Here is a 21957-nt window from a genome sequence, read left to right as displayed (position 1 = left end):
TGCCCCTACCATCCCGCGGAGTCCCCATGAGCACCGCTGCCGCCGCCCCCGCCCGCACCAGGCAGGTCCTCGCCGACCTCATCCCCGCCTCCCGCGTCAGGGACATCGCGCTCGTGGCCGGCGGCGCCGCGCTCACCGGCCTCGCCGCGCAGATCTCCGTGCCGGTGCCGGGCTCCCCGGTGCCGGTGACCGGCCAGACCTTCGCCGCGCTGCTGGTCGGCACGGCCCTCGGCGTCGGCCGCGGCCTCGCCGCCCTCGCGCTGTACGCGCTGGCCGGCCTGGCGGGCGTGCCGTGGTTCGCGGGCGGGACCTCCGGGGTCGCCCCGTCCTTCGGCTACATCCTCGGCATGATCCTCGCGTCCGCCCTCGTGGGCGCCCTGGCCCGGCGCGGCGCCGACCGCTCCGCCTGGCGCATGGCGGGCACGATGGTGCTGGGCGAGGCGGTCATCTACGCCGTCGGCGTCCCGTACCTGGCCCTGGCCACCGGCATGTCCGCCACCGCCGCGATCGCGGCCGGCCTCACTCCGTTCCTGATCGGCGATGCCCTGAAGGCGGCCCTGGCGATGGGCGCGCTGCCCACCGCCTGGAAGCTGGTCGACAAGCGCTGATCAACGGGTGGTTCCAGCGGTGATCAGCGGATAGTTCCTGCGGAAGAGGCTCGCCGGGTCGTACTGCGACTTCAGCCCGGCGAGCCTCTCGCGCGTCCGGCTGTCGTACAGGCCCTCGGTCCGCTCGCCCGCGCCGAGGACGAAGTTGAGCGACCGCCCGAGCGTGACCGGCGCGAGCGGGGCCAGGGCCCGGTCCGTGATCCGGCTCGCGGTGCCCCGGTCCGCCACCGTCAGCACCCGCGCCATGAACCGCCCGTCCCGGTGCGGCACCGCGTTCGGCGCGGGCCGCGCCAGCGCCCCGCCCAGGTGAGCGACCGACACGACGCACATGGGCCCGCCCGCGTCCGGCGCGGTGCACGACAGCAACTCCGCGGCGCCCGTGAGGTCCAGCTCGCTCAGCACCGCGTTGTCGCCGTAGTAGGCGTGCGGGACGTCCGGATCGCTGTGGACAGTGTGGCTCTCGCCGTACGGCATCACCCGCAGCGAGTCGGCCAGCACCGGTCCGATCTCCCGCAGCGGGGCCGTGATCCGCTCGCCGTCGGCGCCGGTGTAGGCGACGTGCACGGAGATGACGTACCGCCCGCGCAGATGCGGCGGCAGCCCCGGCGTGTCCGGGTACGGTACGGCGGCGAAGGACGAGGTCAGCCCGTCGGGCACGGTCCGCGTCCACTCCTCGTACGCCCGCAGCACGGCCGCCGGTTCGACCTCGCGCCCGTCGAAGGACACGGCGCCGCCGTACAACCGCGTCACCGGCACGAGCCCGATCTCCAGCGCCGTGACGACACCGAAGGCGTGGCCCGCGCCGAGCAGCGCCCAGTACAGCTCGGCGTCCGGGGTGACATGGCGCAGCCGTCCGTCGGCGGTGACGACGTCCAGGGAGCGGACGTGGTCGGCCGCGTACCCGAACTCCCGGCCCAGGATGCCGAGTCCGCCGCCCAGCGTGTACGACACGGCCCCCACACCGGGCGACGATCCGTTGAGCGGCGCCAGCCCGTACTGCTCGGCCGCCGCGACCACCTGACCCCAGCGCACGCCCGCCTCCACGCGGACGGTACGGGCGCCGGGGTCGACGCGCACCGTGTCCATGTCCCGGGTCGTGATGAGCACGCCGCCCTCGGCCGGACCGGGCCGCCCGTGCCCGGTGGCCTGCACGTCCACCGGCAGATCGGCGCGGGCCGCGTACCGCACGGCGGCGACCACGTCCTGCGCCCCGGACGCGGCGACGACCACGCCGGGGCGCGGGGCGAACCCGGTCTGGAAACCGGTGAGGCGCTCGTCGTAGCCCGGGTCTCCGGGGCGGAGAACGGGCAGGCCGGGCAGGTCAGTGGTGTTGTCGACGAAGTTCATGCACCGCATCGTGGACGCATAACCTGACAGGAACCGTCAAGTTATCGGCAGCCCGTCTCCCAGCAGGGGAGCGATCGGCGAGCAGCCCTTGACGTCCTTGACCGTGAGCCCGTCGAATCGGTATCGCGGACCACATGGCACCGGAACGCGTTCCCCGTTCGCCCGTGACTCGACGCCGGCGACCCTGCACGCCGTCCGGTACGAGGAACCCGAACTCCCGGACGAGGCAGGCCCGTTGCGTGCTCTGCTGGCCGCACTCCTGCACAAGGAACCCCACGGCCCGACCGGGACCGGCGGCCGTGGAAGCCGCCCTGGAACCGGTCGCCTTCCCACCGGCACCGAGCGCGCCGCCCCCCGTCACCACACGGGCACCTCCAGGCCGCCCAGCCTGCCGCCGGGCGCACACCGCGAGGAACGGGAGGCCGCGGACCCACCGTCCGTGACCCGGAACGGACTCAGCCGACGGAAACCCGGTCCTCGTCCCGTTCCGCACCCTTGCCGGCCTTCTGCTTCACGAAGGCGATGACGAGCACGACCGCCGCGACGAGCAGCGACAGCACCACGGTCTCGCGTCCGTCGTGCTCGGTGTCGGTCAGCATGTAGCCGAGAACGAAGACGATCAGCGCGGCCGTGGCCCAGGTCAGATACGGGTACAGCCACATCCGCACCACGAGCTTCTCCGGCGCCTCCCGCTGGATGATCTTCCGCATGCGCAGCTGCGAGAAGCAGATGACGAGCCACACGAACAGGGCGACCGCACCGGAGGAGTTGACGAGGAAGAGGAAGACGGAGTCCGGGAACTCGTAGTTGAAGAAGACGGCGACGAAGCCGAACACGACCGACGCGACGATCGCCGTCCGCGGCACGCCACGCGAGGTGGTCCGGGCGAAGGCCTTCGGCGCGTCCCCGCGCTGACCGAGCGAGAAGGCCATCCGGGAGGCGGTGTAGAGGCCGGAGTTGAGGCAGGACAGCACGGACGTCAGCACGATGAAGTTCATGATCTGACCGGCGTGCGCGATACCGAGGGAGTCGAGGGCGGCGACGTACGAGCCTTCCTTCTTGATGGAAGGGGCGTCCCACGGCAGCAGGGTCACGACGACGAAGATCGAGCCGAGGTAGAAGACGGCGACGCGCCAGATGATGCTGTTGGTGGCCTTGGTGACGGCCCGCTGCGGGTTCTCGGACTCACCGGCGGCCAGCGTGGCGATCTCACTGCCCATGAAGGAGAACACGACGAGCAGCACGCCGGTGAGGATGGCGCCGGCGCCGTTGGGCAGGAAGCCGCCGTGGTCGGTGAGGTTGCCCAGCCCGGCCTGCTGGCTGTCGACACCCGGCAGCACCCCGAACACGGCGAGCCCGCCGATGACGATGAACGCCGCGATGGCGACGACCTTGATGCCCGCGAACCAGAACTCGAATTCGCCGTAGGAGCCGACGGAGGCGAGGTTGGTGGCGGTCAGCACCACCATCACGATCAGCGCCCACCCCCACTGGGGCACGGCCGGGATCCACCCGTTGAGGATCACAGCACCCGCGGTGGCCTCCACCGCCAGCACCACGACCCAGAAGAACCAGTACAGCCACCCGATGGTGAACCCGGCCCAGCTCCCGAGCGCCCGGTCGGCGTGCGCGGAGAAGGACCCGGAGGTCGGGTTGGCCGCGGACATCTCGCCCAGCATCCGCATGACCAGCACCACCAGGGTGCCGACGAGGGCGTACGACAACAGGATGCCGGGCCCGGCGGTGGCGATGCCGGAGCTGGAGCCGACGAACAGCCCGGCTCCGATGACACCCCCGATGGCGATCATCGACAGATGCCGGTTCTTGAGCCCGGCCTGAAGCTCGGAGCCGGACGGGGAGCCGGGGCCGGAACCAGACCCTTCGGGGCTGCTTCCGCTGTCTGCCAGAGTCGGCTGCGAAGTCATGGAACGGATTTCCTTTGTGCCGGGTGAGCATTCGCCGCACGAGCGGTGTACGAGCCGGTCCAGTGAATCGGAGGTAAAGAGATTCGTGAACCTTTGAACCCAGATCGTTACCTGAGATTTTCTTACGGTTGTCTAGTGTTGCTCACACTTTTCCGGGGCGGCGCCCGAGGCTGCCGCCCCGAAACAGCCGTGTCACACTCGTCTCCATGCGCGTGTATCTCGGTTCCGACCATGCCGGCTTTGAACTCAAGAACCACCTCGTCGAGTGGCTGAAATCCGCGGGCCACGAGCCCGTCGACTGCGGCCCCCACATCTACGACGCCCAGGACGACTACCCGCCCTTCTGCCTCCGCGCCGCGGAGCGGACGGCCGCGGACCCCGACGCCCTCGGCATCGTGATCGGCGGCTCCGGCAACGGCGAGCAGATCGCCGCGAACAAGGTCAAGGGCGTCCGCGCGGCCCTCGCCTGGAGCGAGGAGACGGCGTCCCTGGGCCGCCAGCACAACAACGCCAACGTGGTCGCGGTGGGCGCGCGCATGCACACCCCGGACGAGGCGACGAAGTTCGTGGAGACGTTCCTGGCGACGCCGTACTCCGGCGACGACCGCCACACGCGCCGGATCGCGATGCTCGCGGAGTACGAGACGACGGGCACCCTCCCGCCCATCCCGCCGCACCATCCGCAGCCGTAGGCGGGCGGGCGGGGCGAAGCACGGCAAGGGGCGCGGGGGCGAACGCCCGCGCGGGGCGCAGGGGACGCAGTCCCCGCCGGGGTCCGGGGCGGAGCCCCGGGGACGGCCACCTGCTGACCGACCGAGTCGGGGGCGGGCGGGCAAACGACGGCTACGACAACAAGGAGCAATCCGTGCCGGAAGGGCACACCATCCACCGGCTCGCAAAGGACTACGCCGCCGCGTTCCCCCACGGCATCCCCCTCCACGTCACCAGCCCCCAGGGCAAGTTCTCCGACGCCGCCGCCCTCCTCACCGGCACCCCCCTGCACACCACCGAGGCCCACGGCAAACACCTCTTCCTCCGCTTCGCCGCCGACTGGATCCACATCCACCTCGGCCTCTTCGGCAAGGTCACCTTCGGCCCCGCCCCCGCACCCCCGCCCACCGACACCGTCCGCCTCCGCCTCACCGACGCCGACACGTCGTACGTCGACCTCCGCGGCCCCACCACCTGCGCCCTGATCACCGACCCCGAGAAGCAGGCGATACACGACCGCCTCGGCCCCGACCCCCTGCGCCCCGACGCCGACCCGGACGCCGCGTACCGCCGTATCTCCCGCAGCCGTACGACGATCGCCGCCCTCCTCATGGACCAGAAGGTCATCGCCGGCGTCGGCAACGTCTACCGCGCCGAGGTCCTCTTCCGACACGGCATCGACCCGTACCGCACGGGCAGGGACATCACGCCCACCGAGTGGGAGTCGATCTGGACCGACCTCCTCGCGCTCATGCACGAGGGCGTCCGCAACAACCGCATCGACACCGTCCGCCCCGAGCACACCCCTCAGGCCATGGGCCGCCCGCCCCGCGTCGACGACCACGGCGGTGAGGTGTACGTCTACCGCAGGGCGAACCGGCCCTGCCACATCTGTGGCGGCGAGATCCGCACCGCCGGCCTCGCCGCCCGCAATCTCTTCTGGTGCCCGACGTGCCAGAAAAACTGAGCCAGAACAACTGATCCAGAACAACTGAGCCAGAACAACTGGGCGAAAGAACCGGGGCAGTCGAGGCGGCCGCCCGCGTCCCTAGAAACCGTGCGGCACCCAGGGCGCCACCACCGACCCGAACCCAATGGCCGCCTCCGCCAGCGCCCCGGCCCGGATCTCCCGCACCCGCCCCGCCGCCCCCAACGCGGCCAGGCTCACGCCCCCGAGATACGCCGCCCCCAACTCCCGTACGGACAACGCAAGATCCGCCGCATCCGCCGTACGCACGCAGGACGCCCCCTTCACACCCCCGGTGAGCCGCCAACGCCCGGCGTTCCAGGGGCAGAAGTCGTCCGTCACCTCGAACACCACGTCCACCGGCGCCTGATACGTCCGCGCCTCCAGCGCGGCCCCGACATCGACCAGCCGTACGTACAAGAAGTCCCGCACCTGCGGCACGCACCGCCGGACGTCCGACACCAGGTACTGCCAGTCGTCGTCGACCGGCCGCCCCCCGACGACCAGCGTCGACGTCAGGTCGATCCCGAACAGGAAGCGCCACAGCGCCGCGCGTGCCACCGGGTCCAGCGCGGCCAGGTCGTGCAGGATCACCGAGCCCCTGGCCCCGGCCGGCTCCCACTGCGGCTTCACCCGGAACCGCGCGTACCCGACCGTCTCACCACCCCGTTCGGCCATCACGCACTGCAACGCCGACGCCCCGTCCCGGTCCTTCTCCGGGTCGAGCAGCCCCACCTGCTCCCAGCCGGGCATCCGCGCCAGCATCCCCGGCCGCAGCGGCACCAGCCGCGCGTACACCGCCTCACAAGTGTCGAGGGCGTCGGCGGGCGCCGCGTACCGCAGCCGTACGGCATCGGTGCCGTCCGGCACCGACAGGCTCACGCGGGCGGTGTCGAGCTCGGCGTGGATCTGGAAGGTGGCCGCCCCGTACCCGAACCGGCCGTAGATCGCCGGCTCGGAGGCCGTCAGGACGGCCAGCGGCTCGCCCCAGGAGCGCACATCGTCCAGCTGCCGCCGCATCATGGACGTCAGCACGCCGCGCCGCCGGTGCGTGGCGGCGACGCTGACCATGGTGACGCCCGCCGCGGGCACCGAGGCACCGCCGGGCACGGTCAGCCGGAAGCCGAACGCCCCCGCCGTACCGACACAGTCGGCGCCGTCCCAGGCGCCGATGCTGCGGTCGAACTCGGTGAGCGCGTTCCACAGCTCCCGTTCCTCGTCCGCCTCCGGCACCCCGCCGAAGGCGCGGATCAGGTTGTCGTACCAGCCGTCCCAGTCGTCCCGCCGCAGCGCCCGCAATTGTGTCGCAAGGTCAGTGCCCATGGCCCATGCCTATCAGGGCAATGCGGGACGAGCGAGGGAATTTCGCCGGGGCGGCGGCGCGGGCGCGTTCCGTGAAGTTCACTGTGAAGTCGGGCCTCGGACGGGGGACAAGTGGGACCTCCCGTGCCAAGCGGCTGGTCGGATGGATAGGGTCCCGAACTAATGGCAGCAGGACGAGAACGGCGCGCAGCCGCCGAGACGTTTCCGGCCCGGTTGAAGATGCAGTGGCACCGGGCCCGCGTCGGCCTGCGCCGGTCCGCTGTCGACTACTTCCGCGGGAACGGCTCGGACTGGGTCGCGCTCGCCGGCCTGCTGTTGACGGTCCCGCTGATCGCGACGGCCACGCTCGTCAACTCGGTGTGGTTCTCGCCCGCCGCGCTGGTCCTGCCGATCGTCGCCGGTGGCCTGCTGCTGCGCCCGGCGAGCCTGCTCGGCCTGTACGCGGCGGCGGCCACGGCGCTGATCGTGGAGTCGGTGAAGCTGGGCCCCTACACGGAGGGTCCGTCCCGAGTCACGCCCGGCGTGGTGCTGGTCGTCGCCGCCTGCGGTTTCTTCGGGCTGCTGCTCGCACAGTTCCGCAGCCGGGTCGGCGTGCCCTGGCGGCGCGGCGGCACGATGCTGTTCGACCTGCGCGAACGCATCCGGGTGCAGAGCAAGCTGCCGATGCTGCCGGGCGGCTGGCACCAGGAGATGGCGCTGCGTCCGGCGGGCGGCCAGTCCTTCTCGGGTGACTTCGTGGTCGCGGCCCGTACGAACGGCGGCCGCACGCTGGAGGTCGTCCTGACGGACGTATCCGGCAAGGGCATGGACGCCGGGTCGCGCGCCCTGCTTCTGTCCGGCGCGTTCGGCGGCCTGCTCGGCTCGCTCCCGCCGCACGCCTTCCTGCCGGCCGCGAACGGCTATCTCCTGCGCCAGGACTGGGACGAGGGCTTCGCGACCTCCATCCACCTGGTCCTCGACCTGGACTCCGGCGACTACGAGCTGTACTCGGCCGGGCATCCGCCGGGCCTCCAGCTCAGCATGGGCAGCGGCCGCTGGGAGGAGAAGGCGGCCGAGGGCCCGCTGCTCGGGGTGTACGACGGGGCGCAGTTCGACCCCGTGAAGGGTGCCCTGCGCCCCGGCGACGTGCTGATGCTGTTCACGGACGGCCTGGTGGAGACCTCCGACCGCGACATCGTGGAGGGCATCGACCGCCTCACCGGCGAGGCCGACCGCTACGTCGCGGGCGGCTTCCACGGCGCCGCCTGGCATCTGATCGAGGCGGTCGCGAAGGACGTCAACGACGACCGGGCACTACTGCTGATCTGCCGCGAGGGCCTGACGGCGACGTCCGCTCGTTGACGCGGCAGACAGTTGGAACACAAGTTCCTACGAGGAGGCGCCACCATGAGCCGGGAACGGCCCTCCGGCCCTCCGATCCACGGAACACCGAGCCTCTCCAGTTCGAGGAGGTCGCGGGTCCGCCGCGTTAGGCCCGCAGCACGGACAAGCCGGTGCGATACGTGACGGAGAACGCCAGGGCGAGCACGATCGGGGCGCCCGTCGGCTCGTCCGCGAGGAGCGGACCACCGAACAGCAGCAGCGGGCCGGCGTCCTCGCCGACCATCTCGTCACCGCCGACCCGGGCCTGGCCCCGGACGCCGTACGCCGTACGCCGCGCCGAGCGCACCCCGGGCGTCACCGCCGCCGTCGGCCTGCTGCGGACCTCGGTCCTCGTCCCGGCCGGCGGAGCGCTCCAGCCGGTACGGCGGGTTCGCCGGCGCGATCCTCCTCCTCGGCGTGACCGCGGCCACCGTCCCGGCCCGCGCGGCGCTGCGCGGGGAGACACTGGACGGGTGACACAGCTGACCCTGGCCGAGATCGAATCCGTCGCCCGCGCCGCCCACGAGGGCCAGACCGACAAGGCGGGACGGCCCTACGCCGAGCACCTGCGGGCCGTCGCCGAGGGCGTCCGCGCCCGCGGCGGCGACGACGAGCAGATCGCGGCGGCCTGGCTGCACGACGCCGTCGAGGACGACGCGCTGTCGCGGCAGTGGCTGCGCGAGGCGGCCCTGAGCCGTCGTACGAAGGACATCGTGCTCGCGGTCACGAAGCGGGCCGGGGAGCCGCCTGAGGCGTACGCCGCGCGCATCCTCGCCGCGCCCGGAGCGCTGCTGGTGAAGGAGGCCGACCTGGCGCACAACGCGGACCCGGCACGCCTCGCGGTCCTCGACGCGGCCACCCGCACACGACTGACCGAGAAGTACGCACGGATGCGCGCACTTCTCGGTCTGAACGGTGACACCGAGGTGTCCGACGGTGATTAGGCGCTGACCTTCTCGGGCTCGCGCCGGCCGGCCTTCTGCCGCTCGCGGGCGGCCTGCGTGGCGTCCCGCTTGAAGGCCCACTCCATCTTCGGCTCCATCGCGAACCGGAAGACCTGTTGCACGGGTTTGGTGCACAGCAGCGTGACACCGGCGGCCGCGACGACGGTCACGAAGATCTCGCCGAGCGGCTGGTGCAGCCAGGCGTGGTCGAACCAGCCGCGGTAGTCACCGGCCTTCACGAAGAAGCCGTGCAGCAGATAGCCGTACAGCGTGCCCGCACCGAGCGCCGTGAACCACAGGTGCCGGCCCGGCACCCAGGCGAAGAAGCAGGCCGTCAGCACCAGCGAGCAGCCGAACAGGGCGAGCACCATGACCGGCCCGGCCCACCAGGGCGCGCCCAACTCCTGCGCGGCGTCGCGGTGGTAGAACCACCCGGCGGCCATCCGCGGTACCGACCACCAGCCGACGACCAGCGCCGCAGCGAACACCGGCACCGCCGCGATCCGCACCGCGCGCCGGCGCACCAGCTGGAAGTGCTCGGGCTTCAGGGACAGGCCCAGCACGAAGAACGGCAGGAACTGCAGGACACGCTGCAGGTCCAGGTCGTCGCCGATCTCCGGCGAGACGGTGGCCAGCATGGCGATGCCGAGCGCGATGGGCAGCGGCCAGCGCACCAGCTTCCAGATGGGCGTGGTCATCCGCCAGATGAACAGTGCGCACAGGAACCACGTCAGGTACCAGGGGTCCAGCAGGCTGATCTGCTGCCCCGGATCGTGGTCGATGACCCGCTTGAAGAGCGAATAGGCGGTCTCGAACACGACGTACGGCACGACGACGCCGGTGATCAGCCGCTTGAGCCGGTCGGGGCGCAGGTCGAAACTGCGCGAGAAGTAACCGGAGATGATGATGAACGCCGGCATGTGGAACGCGTACACCACCGTGTACAGGGCCTCCACGACCCGGCTGTCATGCTTGAGCGGCTCCCAGGCGTGGCCCATGGCCACCAGAACGATCGCCAGGTACTTGGCGTTGTCGAAGAACGCGTCGCGCTGCTTGCCGTTCTGCTTGTTCTCTCTGGCCTGCTTGCTCTGCGGATTCTGCGGCGGGCGCGGGCTCGGCACTCCCTGCTCCGGCGACCGTGCCGGGGGAAGCGGCGCCCTGCGATTGCCGTACGGTCGCGGCGACGTCACGGACCCTCCCGCCAGTGACTGGGGGAGACGATCGGGGACCTCGCTGCGCTTGCGGGGGACGAGGCAGCGTGGAACATCTGAGGCACCCTAGCGTTGTCCACTGGTTTCCGTAAAACTCGCGGGATGTTTCCCGGTTATTGGCTGTTGGTGTCGTCCTTGTCAGGATTCATCCCGACTAAGTCACGCATAAGAGTGGCGGTCGGCTCCCGCGCCGTCAATTCTCTGTACCTGCAAACGTGTTGTATGAAGACGGAAACGATCCGGCCGAATTCCCGGGACGGGTGTCTTCTCGAATTGCCATGCGGCACCCGGCCGGTAGTGCGGTAACACGTCCGGTTGCGCCCGGATCCGACGGATTTCCGGCCGAACGATGTGCCACCGACCGCATAGCCCGGCGCAGTTGGTGGCACGATGGTTCTGGCGGGGGTGCGCGGAGTTGCATCCCCGGGCCGGGAGAGCGGACCGATCGAGGGTGTGATCAGTTGTGGCCATTTCACTGTCTGTGGTGCTGCTGTTGGCGATCATCCTGGTGGTGCTGATGCGCGGGGGGTCCATCAAGGCGGGCCCCGCGATCGTCGCCATCCTCTTCGGCTTCTTCCTGGCCTCGACCGGCATGGCCCCGTCGATCAACCGTTTCCTCAACTCGATAGCGGAGACCGTCAACTCGATCAGCTTCTGACCGGATCCCCGCCCAACTCGGCCTGCGGCGCCCCCGGAGCCTGCCACTGCGCTCGCCCGCGTTCGTCGATCGTCGGACGACGCGTGACGGGGGTGGGGGACGAACAGGCGCGGCGCCGCGCGAAACGGACCCGGCGGAGGCGCGCGGTCACCGCACCGAGGACCACCTCGGATCCGGCGGCATGGACGTGATCCACCTCGCCCGCTCGGCTCCGGCCGCCACCTCGCCGTCAAGGCCGTGCACGGCCAGTACGCCGACGCCGACGAGCTCGCCGCCTCCGCCGCCCTCGCCCAGACCGGCCGCGACGGGTGCTCCGCACTGCCTGAACGAAGCCGAGAGCTCGGGTGAGGGCACCCCGCCCCGACCGCCACGCAAACGCATCGGGCCCGGTTCCGCGGAACCGGGCCCGATCAGCACAGAGCGGGCGACGGGAATCGAACCCGCGTAGCCAGTTTGGAAGACTGGGGCTCTACCATTGAGCTACGCCCGCACAACGCGCGCCGCAGGTCAGGTGACCGCGGCACTGGAGGCATCGTAGCCGGTCGACCCTCTCACCGCACACCCCGTTCCCGTACGCCCCCCGGCTTCGGCGGCGCTGCGGAAATGCGGCGGTCCGAGTGCCCGGAGGCATGTACCCTACGTGTCGCACCGACGGGGTGTGGCGCAGTTTGGTAGCGCGTCCGCTTTGGGAGCGGAAGGCCGTGGGTTCAAATCCCGCCACCCCGACCAGCAACCGATCACCGCACGTGACCGGTCCCCGGTCACCTCATGTGATCGCCGCCTGATCACCCCGCGTGATCGCCTTTTGGGCCGTGTACCCGCTGCCGTTACTATGCAAGCTGCACGCCCGTGTGTCTCAGGTCTGAGATCCTCTGAAGCCCTCCGGGCGGCGAAATCCGCCGGACCTGTCTGGCTCCGGCAGAAACCAAGAAGTCAGCCACAAGGAGACCGAACCGTGAAGAGCGCCGTGGAGACCCTGAACCCGACTCGGGTTCGGCTCACTGTTGAGGTGCCCTTCGAGGAGCTCAAGGACAGCCTCGACGCGGCGTACAAGAAGATCAACCAGCAGGTCACGGTGAAGGGCTTCCGCAAGGGCAAGGTCCCGGCCCGGGTCATCGACCAGCGGTTCGGCCGCGGCGCCGTGCTGGAGGAGGCCGTCAACGACGCGCTGCCGAAGTTCTACACCGACGCGGTGAACAACGCCGAGCTGAGCCCGCTGGGCCAGCCCGAGGTCGACATCACGGAGCTGAAGGACGGCGAGACGCTGAACTTCACCGCCGAGGTCGACATCCGCCCGGCCATCGAGATCCCGGACTACTCCGGCATCGAGGTCGAGGTCGACGCCGTCGAGGTCACCGAGGAGGACGTCGACAAGGCGGTCGAGGAGCTCCGCGAGCGCTTCGCGTCCACCTCCCCGGTCGAGCGCGCCGCCGAGGACGGCGACGTCGTCACCATCGACCTGGAGGCCAAGGTCGAGGGCGAGGTCCTGGAGGACGGCGTCGCGAACGGCGTCTCCTACACCATCGGCTCCGGCGAGCTGCTGGACGGCATCGACGACGCCGTGAAGGGCCTGGAGGCCGGTGGCGAGGCCACCTTCACCTCCGAGCTCAAGGGCGGCTCGGCGGCCGGCAAGGAGGCCGAGGTCACCGTGAAGGTCACCCAGGTCGCCGCGCGGGAGCTGCCCGAGCTGGACGACGACTTCGCGCAGCTCGCCTCCGAGTTCGACACGCTCGAGGAGCTCAGGGCCGACAGCCGTAAGCGCCTGGAGAACATGAAGCAGTACGACCAGGCCACGCAGGCGCAGGAGCGCGTCCTGGAGAAGCTGCTCGAACTGGTCGAGGTCCCGGTCCCCGAGAAGCTGCTCGAGGACGAGATCAACACCCGCACGCACAACCTCGAGCACCACCAGCTCGGCCAGATGGGCCTCGACCTCGACAAGTACCTGGAGATGCAGGGCAAGACAGCCGAGGAGTTCGGGACCGAGACCCGCGAGGCCGCGGTCAAGGGCATCAAGACCCAGTTCGTGCTCGACGAGCTGGTCAAGCAGGAGAAGCTCAACGTCAACCAGGAGGAGCTCACCGAGCACCTCATGCGCCGCGCCGCCTCCTCCGGCATGTCCCCCGACCAGTTCGCCCAGGCGGTCGTCGAGGGCGGCCAGGTCCCCCTCCTGGTCGGCGAGGTCGCCCGCGGCAAGGCCCTGGCCGTCGTGGTCGAGGCCGCCACGGTCAAGGACACCAACGGCGAGGTCATCGACCTGGACGACGAGGACGAGACGGAGACGGCCACGGAGCTCGCCACCGAGGCCACCGAGCCGGAGGCCGCCGCCGAGGACAAGCCCGAGGCCTGATCCTCACGGCACCTTGACGCACGTATGACGGGCTCTGGGAGACGCACCTGCGCTTCTCGGGGCCCGTCCGCGTCAGCCGACCCGAAAGGGGAGCGGGGCTGTGTCGATGCGGCTCCGCCGCGTGGGCGCGACAAGCCACAGACAACCCGCACGCGCCGACGCACAGAACCCCTGCGGCGAGAACGCACCGGCCCCACCGGCGGAGCCACTCGCGCTACGCCCCGGGCGAACACCCCCCAACACGGGATTCCCCCGGAGGGCCACGGCGTTAGGGTCCTTGAATACGCAGAACAACGTGAGACGGCCCGACGCCGTCGCAAGACGAGCAGGTGGATACGTGACGAATCTGATGCCCTCCGCCGCCGGCGAGCCTTCCATCGGTGGTGGCCTCGGCGACCAGGTCTACAACCGGCTGCTCAACGAGCGGATCATCTTCCTCGGCCAGCCGGTGGACGACGACATCGCGAACAAGATCACCGCACAGCTGCTGCTCCTTGCCGCCGAACCGGACAAGGACATTTTCCTGTACATCAACAGCCCCGGCGGCTCGATCACGGCGGGCATGGCGATCTACGACACCATGCAGTACATCAAGAACGACGTGGTGACGATCGCCATGGGCCTCGCGGCCTCCATGGGCCAGTTCCTGCTGAGCGCCGGCACCCCCGGCAAGCGGTTCGCCCTGCCGAACGCCGAGATCCTGATCCACCAGCCCTCCGCCGGCCTGGCCGGCTCGGCCTCGGACATCAAGATCCACGCCGAGCGGCTGCTGCACACCAAGAAGCGCATGGCCGAACTCACGGCCCAGCACACCGGCCAGACGGTCGAGCAGATCACCCGTGACTCGGACCGCGACCGCTGGTTCGACGCCTTCGAGGCCAAGGAGTACGGCCTCATCGACGACGTCATGCCCACGGCCGCCGGCATGCCGGGCGGCGGCGGCACCGGGGCCTGAGCGGCCCCACGAGCCCTCGTGGCTCCGTGGACCCCACCGGGGCCCCGCCCGGGCCCGGTGAACAGCCCCAGCAGCCTCAGGCGACCGCCTCAGCCCCTTTCAGGAGACACCGTGAACGACTTCCCCGGCAGCGGCCTCTACGACCGTAGCCACGCCGCGCAGGACACGCGCGCCTTCCAGGGCCAGTACACCGGCCCCGCCGCCGAGTCCCGCTACGTCATCCCGCGCTTCGTCGAGCGCACCTCCCAGGGCATCCGCGAGTACGACCCGTACGCGAAGCTCTTCGAGGAGCGCGTGATCTTCCTCGGCGTCCAGATCGACGACGCCTCCGCCAACGACGTCATGGCCCAGCTGCTGTGCCTGGAGTCGATGGACCCCGACCGGGACATCTCGGTCTACATCAACAGCCCCGGTGGCTCCTTCACGGCGCTCACGGCCATCTACGACACGATGCAGTACGTGAAGCCCGACATCCAGACGGTCTGCATGGGCCAGGCGGCCTCCGCAGCGGCCGTCCTGCTGGCCGCCGGCACGCCCGGCAAGCGCATGGCGCTGCCGAACGCCCGCGTGCTGATCCACCAGCCGTACAGCGAGACCGGCCGCGGCCAGGTCTCCGACCTGGAGATCGCCGCCAACGAGATCCTCCGGATGCGCTCGCAGCTGGAGGAGATGCTGGCCAAGCACTCCACACAGCCGATCGACAAGATCCGCGAGGACATCGAGCGCGACAAGATCCTCACGGCCGAGGACGCGCTGCAGTACGGCCTGATCGACCAGGTCATCACGACCCGCAAGATGGACAACTCCTCGCTGCGCTGACGCGGAGAGGCTGATATCGTCTGCCGCCCCTTGGCATGGTTTGGCACGGTGCACGACAAAGTGAACCGTGCCAAGGGGGGCCCGAACGGGGGGCTCGGCAAGGTACCGTCGGACATAAGGCAGCACCAGGAGCCGCTGGACCTAGGCGTCTCCCAGGCGAAGGGGAAGCACACCGTGGCACGCATCGGTGACGGCGGCGATCTGCTCAAGTGCTCGTTCTGCGGAAAGAGCCAGAAGCAGGTCAAGAAGCTCATCGCAGGGCCCGGTGTGTACATCTGCGACGAGTGCATCGATCTCTGCAACGAGATCATCGAGGAAGAGCTCGCGGAGACGAGCGAGGTCCGCTGGGAGGAACTGCCCAAGCCCCGCGAGATCTACGAGTTCCTCGAGGGGTACGTGGTCGGCCAGGAGCCGGCCAAGAAGGCCCTGTCCGTGGCGGTGTACAACCACTACAAACGCGTCCAGGCGGGGGAGAACGGCGGCGCCCAAGGCCGCGACGACGCCATCGAGTTGGCCAAGTCCAACATCCTCCTGCTCGGCCCCACGGGCTCCGGCAAGACCCTCCTCGCCCAGACCCTCGCGCGCATGCTGAACGTCCCGTTCGCCATCGCCGACGCGACGGCGCTGACGGAGGCGGGCTATGTCGGCGAGGACGTCGAGAACATCCTGCTCAAACTGATCCAGGCCGCGGACTACGACGTCAAGAAGGCCGAGACCGGGATCATCTATATCGACGAGATCGACAAGGTCGCGCGGAAGAGCGAAAACCCGTCGATCACCCGGGACGTCTCCGGCGAGGGTGTCCAGCAGGCCCTGCTGAAGATCCTCGAAGGCACCACGGCCTCGGTCCCGCCGCAGGGCGGCCGCAAGCACCCGCACCAGGAGTTCATCCAGATCGACACGACGAACGTCCTGTTCATCGTGGGCGGCGCCTTCGCCGGACTGGAGAAGATCATCGAGTCACGGGCGGGCGCGAAGGGCATCGGCTTCGGCGCGCAGATCCGCTCCAAGCGGGAGACGGAGTCCAAGGACCAGTTCCAGGAGGTCATGCCGGAGGACCTGGTCAAGTTCGGCATGATCCCCGAGTTCATCGGCCGCCTCCCGGTCATCACCTCGGTCCACAACCTCGACCGCGAGGCGCTGCTGCAGATCCTCGTCGAGCCGCGCAACGCGCTCGTGAAGCAGTACCAGCGCCTCTTCGAACTCGACAGCGTGGAGCTGGACTTCGAGCGCGAGGCGCTGGAGGCCATCGCCGACCAGGCCATCCTCCGCCAGACCGGCGCGCGGGGCCTGCGCGCCATCATGGAGGAGGTCCTCCAGGGCGTGATGTACGAGGTCCCGTCCCGCAAGGACGTCGCCCGCGTGGTCATCACCGCCGACGTGGTCCTCTCCAACGTCAACCCGACCCTCATCCCCCGCGACTCCCGCGGCCGGGGCCCGGGCGAGCAGAAGACGGCGTAGGCAATGAGGGTAGTCGGGGGCTGATCACACTCTGAGCGGTCGTAGAGCGCCCGTCTTACGGCCCATGAGCGAAAGGCCTCCCGTGGCTGGCTATTTGCCACGCGGCGTTCACGCCGGGGATGAATGCATCTCAAGGCTGCTCTGACGTGCACGTTAGAGCGGACGTTTTTGCTGCTCGATGTACTGGCGGACGATTGCCAACGGTGCTCCGCCGCACGATGCGGAGAAGTATGAGGGCGACCACAGGTGCCCGTGCAACGTGGCAGGAGCCTGCGGGCTGACGACCTAGGCATCTCCGTCCAGGCGATCTGCGTTCTCAACTCGCGTCCGAACAATGCCTTCCCGCGCCCGATCTACACAGGTCGCACACCTACCTGGCCGCGCTCGGCCCTCGATGCCTGGCGGGCTGCTCACCCGTCGAAGCGGCGTAGGCACCCACCGCCGCGATCCGTCCCCTCAGGGGATGGCTCCGCCTCGCGGACCTGAAGCAACCTTGGCAAGTTCGTGGCGGCCATCCAGGGACAGATCGAGAAGAACTGCGGAAAGATCGAAAGCTCTCCCGCAGCACCGCACTCAGGCTGAACTGATGGCGAGCCCGAACTCGTCGTGGTTCCGCCTTTCAGGACCTCGCAGACATGTGGTGTCTGCCAGCAATGGGACCCGGCGTCACGCGTCAGCCGGTATACCTTCGCCTGCACCTCTTGCGGGCACACCGACGACGCGGATCACAAATGCCTCGGTCGTGATCCTCGACCGAGCGTGGCGCACTCACACATTGCCGCAGGACATTGCGGTGAACAGCACGCACCGGCAGGCCTCGACAGGTCGGCCGTGCCTCGCACGCGTGCGGGGCACGCGTGAACCCCTGAGTCTCCCGTCTGCCTCGGCCCTGGCCGCGGTGGATACCGGAGGCCACCAGGAATCCCTGCAACGGACAGCCGCGGGGAGGATGTCAAAGAAGAAACGCGTTTAGGGACACGCCTGCGACACCCCTAAACTGACCCCGTGACCGAGAACGCTCAGCAGCAGCCACCAGCGCCCGCCACAGAACTGCCGACCCAGTACGCGCCGGCCGATGTAGAGGGGCCGCTGTACGAGCGCTGGGTAGAGCGGGGTTACTTCGAGGCGGACGAGAAGAGCGACAAGCCGCCGTACACCATCGTCATCCCGCCGCCGAACGTCACGGGCAGCCTGCACCTGGGGCATGCCTTCCAGCACACGCTCATGGACGTCCTCACCCGCCGCAAGCGGATGCAGGGCTACGAGTCGCTGTGGCTGCCGGGCATGGACCACGCCGGAATCGCCACCCAGAACAAGGTCGAGCAGCAGCTCGCCGATGAGGGCAAGTCCCGCTACGACCTGGGGCGCGAGGCGTTCGTCCAGCGTGTGTGGCGGTGGAAGGAGGAGTACGGCGGCAAGATCCTCGGCCAGATGCGCCGACTCGGCGACGGCGTCGACTGGTCGCGTGAGCGCTTCACCATGGACGAGGGCCTCTCGCGGGCCGTCCAGACGATCTTCAAGCGGCTCTACGACGACGGGCTGATCTACCGCGCCGAGCGGATCATCAACTGGTGCCCGCGCTGCCTGACCGCGATCTCCGACATCGAGGTCGAGTACCAGGAGCGCGACGGCGAGCTGGTCTCCATCCGCTACGGCGACGGCGACAACGCGATCGTCGTGGCCACCACCCGCGCCGAGACGATGCTCGGCGACACCGCCGTCGCAGTCCACCCCGACGACGAGCGGTACCGGCACCTCGTCGGCACCGAGATCGAGCTGCCGCTCACCGGCCGCCGTATCCCGGTCGTCGCGGACGAGCATGTCGACCCCGAGTTCGGCACCGGCGCCGTCAAGGTCACCCCGGCCCACGACCCGAACGACTTCGAGATCGGCCAGCGGCATGGCCTGCCGTCCCTGACGGTCATGGACGACCACGGCGTGATCACCGCGCACGGCCCCTTCCAGGGCCTGGACCGGCTGGAGGCACGCAGCACCGTCGTGGGCACCCTGCGCGAGCAGGGCCGGATCGTCGCCGAGAAGCGCCCCTACGTCCACTCCGTCGGGCACTGCTCGCGCTGCCACACCATCATCGAGCCCCGGCTGTCGATGCAGTGGTGGGTCAAGGTCGCGCCGTTGGCCAAGGCCGCCGGTGACGCGGTCCGCGACGGCCAGGTGAGGATCCACCCGGCCGAGATGTCGAAGCGCTACTTCGACTGGGTCGACAACATGCACGACTGGTGCATCTCGCGCCAGCTGTGGTGGGGTCACCGCATTCCCATCTGGTACGGCCCGGACGGCGAGACCGTCTGTGTCGGCCCCGACGAGCAGCCGCCGTCCGCCGAGGGCTGGACGCAGGACTCGGACGTCCTGGACACGTGGTTCTCCTCCGGCCTGTGGCCGTTCTCCACGCTCGGCTGGCCGGATGAGACCGCGGACCTGGCGAAGTTCTATCCCACCGATGTACTGCTCACCGGGCACGACATCATCTTCTTCTGGGTCGCCCGGATGATGATGTTCGGCCTGTACGCGATGGACGGCGAGGTCCCGTTCCACACCATCGCGTTGACCGGCCTGGTCCGCGACGAGTTCGGCAAGAAGATGTCGAAGTCCAACCCGAACGCGGTCGACCCGCTGGTGTGGATGGACCGCTACGGCTCGGACGCGGTCCGCTTCACGCTCGCCCGCGGTGCCAACCCCGGTGCGGACGTCCCGATCGGCGAGGACTGGGTCCAGGGTTCGCGCAACTTCGCCAACAAGATCTGGAACGCGACGCGCTTCGCGCTGATGAACGGCGCGACGGTGGACGGCCCGCTGCCGGAGCCGTCGGCGATGTCCTCGACCGACCGCTGGATCCTCTCCCGCCTGAACTCGGTGGTCGCCGAGGTCGACGCCTACTACGACGACTTCCAGTTCGCCAAGCTGTCGGACGCCCTGTTCCACTTCGCGTGGGACGAGGTCTTCGACTGGTACGTCGAGCTGTCCAAGACGACGTTCCAGGCGGGCGGCGAGGCGGCCGAGGTCAGCAAGCGTGTCCTCGGCGAAGTCCTCGACGTCACGCTGAAGCTGCTGCACCCGGTGGTCCCCTTCGTCACGGAGACCCTCTGGACCACGCTGACCGGCGGCGAGTCGATCGTCATCGCCGACTGGCCCAAGGACAGCGGGTTCCGGGACGCCGACGCCGAGCGGGAGATCGAGAGCCTGCAGTCGGTCATCACCGAGGTCCGCCGCTTCCGCGCCGACCAGGGCCTCCAGCCCGGCCAGCGCGTCCCGGCCCGCCTGACGCTGGACGGCACGCCGTTCGCCGCCCACGAGGCAGCCATCCGCCAGCTGCTGCGCCTCCAGCCGGAGGGCGACAGCTTCTCGGCGACGGCAACCCTCCCGGTCGCCGGCGCGACGGTCGCCCTCGACCTCTCCGGCACGATCGACGTCGCCGCGGAACGCAAGCGCCTGGCCAAGGACCTCGCCGCCGCCGAGAAGGAAAAGTCCCAGGCCACGGCGAAGCTGAACAACGAGGCCTTCCTCTCCAAGGCCCCGGACCACGTCGTCGACAAGATCCGCACCCGCCTGTCCAAGGCGGAGGAGGACATCGCACGGATCCAGGCCCAGCTGGAGAAGCTGCCGCCTGCGTAGGGTTCGAGGACGAAGACCCCGGAGCGTTTGAAAGCACCGGGGGCCTTCGCCAACCGTTTTAGGGGCGCGGGGAACCGCGCGATCAACCACACACCACCCGCAGCCGCCCGCCACACAAACCACCCCACCCCATAGGCGCACCCAAGCCACCGCACCCTTTGTCAGTAGGGCTCCGTAGACTGGGCCCCGTGAGCGACCTCCCCCCGAACGGCGACTCCTTTGAAGAGATCATCGCCGCCGAAACCGACCGCGACCCCGACCTCGCCGTCATCGAGGCCGGCAGCCGCACCCTGCGCACCCAGGGCGGCCCGCCGGAGGCCGACGTACCGGCACATCCGGAAGACCCCGAGGTCGCCAAGGCCCTGCGCGAGGTCGAGGCGGAGCTGGCCACCCGCTGGGGCGAGACCAAGCTGGAACCTTCCGTCACCCGCATCGCCGCCCTGATGGACGTCCTGGGGGACCCCCAGCGCGCCTACCCCTCGATCCACATCACCGGCACCAACGGCAAGACCTCCACCGCCCGCATGATCGAGGCCCTCCTCGGCGCCTTCGAGCTCCGTACCGGCCGCTACACCTCCCCGCACGTCCAGTCGATCACCGAGCGGATCAGCCTCGACGGCGCCCCCATCTCCGCCGAGCGGTTCGTCGAGACGTACCAGGACATCAAGCCGTACATCGAGATGGTCGACGCCCAGCAGGAGTACCGGCTGTCCTTCTTCGAGGTGCTGACCGGCATGGCGTACGCCGCCTTCGCCGACGCCCCCGTGGACGTGGCCGTCGTGGAGGTCGGCATGGGCGGCTCCTGGGACGCCACCAACGTCATCGACGGGGACGTCGCGGTCGTCACGCCCATCGATCTCGACCACACCGACCGGCTGGGCGGCACGCCCGGCGAGATCGCGGGCGAGAAGTCCGGGATCATCAAGCGGGACGCCACCGTGATCATGGCCCAGCAGCCGGTCGACGCGGCCCAGGTACTGCTGAAGAAGGCGGTCGAGGTCGACGCCACCGTGGCCCGGGAGGGGCTGGAGTTCGGGGTCGTGTCCCGGCAGGTCGCCGTCGGCGGCCAGCTGCTGACCCTGCGCGGGCTCGGCGGTGAGTACCCCGAGGTGTACCTCCCGCTGCACGGCGCCCACCAGGCGCACAACGCGGCCGTCGCGCTCGCCGCCGTGGAAGCCTTCTTCGGAGTCGGCGCCCAGCGCGCCGAGTCCCTCGACCTCGACACCGTCCGCAAGGCCTTCGCCGCCGTCGCCTCGCCGGGGCGGCTGGAGGTCGTACGGCGCTCGCCCACCGTCGTGCTCGACGCCGCCCACAACCCGGCGGGCGCGCGGGCCGTCGCCGCGGCGATCGGGGAGGCGTTCCAGTTCAGTCGGCTCATCGGCGTCGTCGGGACGAGCGGCGACAAGGACGTACGCGGGCTGCTGGAGGCCTTCGAGCCGCTCTTCGCCGAGGTCGTGATCACGCAGAACTCCACGCAACGGGCGATGGACGCCGACGCGCTCGCCGCGCTCGCCGTCGAGGTGTTCGGCGAGGACCGCGTCCAGGTCGAGCCGCGGCTGCCGGACGCGCTGGAGGCCGCGATCACGCTGGCCGAGGAGGAGGGCGAGTTCGCGGGCGGCGGCGTCCTCGTCACCGGCTCCGTCATCACCGTCGGCGAGGCCCGACTGCTCCTGGGAAAGGGCTGACTCT

19 protein-coding genes, 2 tRNA genes and 1 pseudogene are annotated in these 21957 nt (G+C 69.9%); 14 read left to right on the top strand and 8 right to left on the bottom strand.

Going from position 1 to position 21957, the window contains the following annotated elements:
- Positions 1-26 precede the first annotated feature (26 nt).
- Positions 27-608, top strand: a complete 582-nt coding sequence (locus tag H8R17_RS05545; protein WP_187821997.1) for a biotin transporter BioY — start codon at positions 27-29, stop codon at positions 606-608.
- Here H8R17_RS05545 and H8R17_RS05540 read toward each other — a convergent pair whose 3' ends face one another.
- Positions 609-1955 carry an FAD-binding oxidoreductase gene (locus tag H8R17_RS05540; protein WP_187821996.1) on the bottom strand — a complete coding sequence of 449 codons (1347 nt, stop codon included), beginning with the start codon at positions 1953-1955 and terminating at the stop codon, positions 609-611.
- A gap of 455 nt (positions 1956-2410) precedes the next feature.
- The gene (locus tag H8R17_RS05535) at positions 2411-3880 is read right to left on the bottom strand and encodes an amino acid permease (protein ID WP_187821995.1); all 1470 of its coding nucleotides are present in this window, start codon (positions 3878-3880) and stop codon (positions 2411-2413) included.
- A gap of 206 nt (positions 3881-4086) precedes the next feature.
- Between H8R17_RS05535 and H8R17_RS05530 the strand changes: the two genes are divergently transcribed.
- A complete protein-coding gene (locus H8R17_RS05530; protein WP_187821994.1) occupies positions 4087-4572 on the top strand; it encodes a ribose-5-phosphate isomerase in 486 nt (161 codons plus the stop codon).
- Positions 4573-4745: 173 nt separating this feature from the next.
- Positions 4746-5558 carry an Fpg/Nei family DNA glycosylase gene (locus tag H8R17_RS05525; protein WP_187821993.1) on the top strand — a complete coding sequence of 271 codons (813 nt, stop codon included), beginning with the start codon at positions 4746-4748 and terminating at the stop codon, positions 5556-5558.
- An 81-nt stretch (positions 5559-5639) separates the two neighbouring features.
- Here the strand turns inward: H8R17_RS05525 and H8R17_RS05520 are convergent, their stop codons facing one another.
- Positions 5640-6881, bottom strand: a complete 1242-nt coding sequence (locus H8R17_RS05520; protein ID WP_187821992.1) for a GNAT family N-acetyltransferase — start codon at positions 6879-6881, stop codon at positions 5640-5642.
- Between the two features lie 162 nt (positions 6882-7043).
- Between H8R17_RS05520 and H8R17_RS05515 the strand changes: the two genes are divergently transcribed.
- Complete coding sequence (locus H8R17_RS05515; protein WP_187821991.1) at positions 7044-8222, top strand: PP2C family protein-serine/threonine phosphatase; 1179 nt, start codon at positions 7044-7046, stop codon at positions 8220-8222.
- 127 nt (positions 8223-8349) lie between these two features.
- On the opposite strand, the gene H8R17_RS05510 is transcribed toward H8R17_RS05515, so the two are convergent.
- Positions 8350-8562, bottom strand: a complete 213-nt coding sequence (locus H8R17_RS05510) for a hypothetical protein (RefSeq protein ID WP_187821990.1) — start codon at positions 8560-8562, stop codon at positions 8350-8352.
- A 154-nt stretch (positions 8563-8716) separates the two neighbouring features.
- Between H8R17_RS05510 and H8R17_RS05505 the strand changes: the two genes are divergently transcribed.
- Positions 8717-9187, top strand: coding sequence for an HD domain-containing protein (locus tag H8R17_RS05505; protein WP_187821989.1), 471 nt, complete (start codon positions 8717-8719; stop codon positions 9185-9187).
- On the opposite strand, the gene H8R17_RS05500 is transcribed toward H8R17_RS05505, so the two are convergent.
- Positions 9184-10308 carry an acyltransferase family protein gene (locus H8R17_RS05500; protein WP_316959328.1) on the bottom strand — a complete coding sequence of 375 codons (1125 nt, stop codon included), beginning with the start codon at positions 10306-10308 and terminating at the stop codon, positions 9184-9186. The genes H8R17_RS05505 and H8R17_RS05500 overlap by 4 nt on opposite strands.
- Positions 10309-10861: 553 nt before the next feature.
- On the opposite strand from H8R17_RS05500, the gene H8R17_RS05495 reads away from it, so the two are divergent.
- A complete protein-coding gene (locus tag H8R17_RS05495) occupies positions 10862-11056 on the top strand; it encodes a hypothetical protein (RefSeq protein ID WP_187821987.1) in 195 nt (64 codons plus the stop codon).
- 147 nt (positions 11057-11203) lie between these two features.
- Here H8R17_RS05495 and H8R17_RS05490 read toward each other — a convergent pair whose 3' ends face one another.
- Positions 11204-11410, bottom strand: coding sequence for a hypothetical protein (locus H8R17_RS05490; protein ID WP_187821986.1), 207 nt, complete (start codon positions 11408-11410; stop codon positions 11204-11206).
- A gap of 65 nt (positions 11411-11475) precedes the next feature.
- A tRNA-Gly gene (locus H8R17_RS05485) sits at positions 11476-11546 on the bottom strand.
- 162 nt (positions 11547-11708) lie between these two features.
- Here H8R17_RS05485 and H8R17_RS05480 point away from each other — a divergent pair.
- From H8R17_RS05480 to clpX, 5 genes are all read left to right on the top strand, one after another.
- A tRNA-Pro gene (locus H8R17_RS05480) sits at positions 11709-11785 on the top strand.
- A gap of 226 nt (positions 11786-12011) precedes the next feature.
- Complete coding sequence (gene tig / locus H8R17_RS05475; protein ID WP_187821985.1) at positions 12012-13403, top strand: trigger factor; 1392 nt, start codon at positions 12012-12014, stop codon at positions 13401-13403.
- Positions 13404-13752: 349 nt separating this feature from the next.
- On the top strand, positions 13753-14358 hold the full coding sequence (locus tag H8R17_RS05470) for an ATP-dependent Clp protease proteolytic subunit (protein ID WP_187822100.1): 606 nt from the start codon (positions 13753-13755) through the stop codon (positions 14356-14358).
- A gap of 111 nt (positions 14359-14469) precedes the next feature.
- Positions 14470-15177, top strand: coding sequence for an ATP-dependent Clp protease proteolytic subunit (locus tag H8R17_RS05465; RefSeq protein WP_187821984.1), 708 nt, complete (start codon positions 14470-14472; stop codon positions 15175-15177).
- 174 nt (positions 15178-15351) lie between these two features.
- Positions 15352-16638 (top strand): ATP-dependent Clp protease ATP-binding subunit ClpX, encoded by a 1287-nt coding sequence (gene clpX / locus H8R17_RS05460; RefSeq protein WP_187821983.1) that lies wholly within the window; start codon positions 15352-15354, stop codon positions 16636-16638.
- Between the two features lie 153 nt (positions 16639-16791).
- Here the strand turns inward: clpX and H8R17_RS05455 are convergent.
- A pseudogene (locus tag H8R17_RS05455) lies at positions 16792-16890 on the bottom strand (transposase); the annotation flags it as partial.
- Positions 16891-17244: 354 nt separating this feature from the next.
- On the opposite strand from H8R17_RS05455, the gene H8R17_RS05450 reads away from it, so the two are divergent.
- From H8R17_RS05450 to H8R17_RS05440, 3 genes are all read left to right on the top strand, one after another.
- Positions 17245-17499, top strand: coding sequence for a zinc ribbon domain-containing protein (locus H8R17_RS05450; protein WP_187821982.1), 255 nt, complete (start codon positions 17245-17247; stop codon positions 17497-17499).
- A gap of 144 nt (positions 17500-17643) precedes the next feature.
- On the top strand, positions 17644-20268 hold the full coding sequence (locus tag H8R17_RS05445; RefSeq protein ID WP_187821981.1) for a valine--tRNA ligase: 2625 nt from the start codon (positions 17644-17646) through the stop codon (positions 20266-20268).
- Positions 20269-20447: 179 nt separating this feature from the next.
- Entirely contained in the window at positions 20448-21953 is a 1506-nt protein-coding gene (locus H8R17_RS05440; protein ID WP_187822099.1) for a folylpolyglutamate synthase/dihydrofolate synthase family protein, read from the top strand.
- The last annotated feature ends 4 nt before the right edge of the window (positions 21954-21957 follow it).

It is taken from the genome of Streptomyces sp. TRM68367 (assembly GCF_014495685.1).
GTDB lineage: Bacteria > Actinomycetota > Actinomycetes > Streptomycetales > Streptomycetaceae > Streptomyces.
Note: the sequence above shows the minus strand (reverse complement) of the source record. Positions and strands in the feature narration are given on the sequence as shown.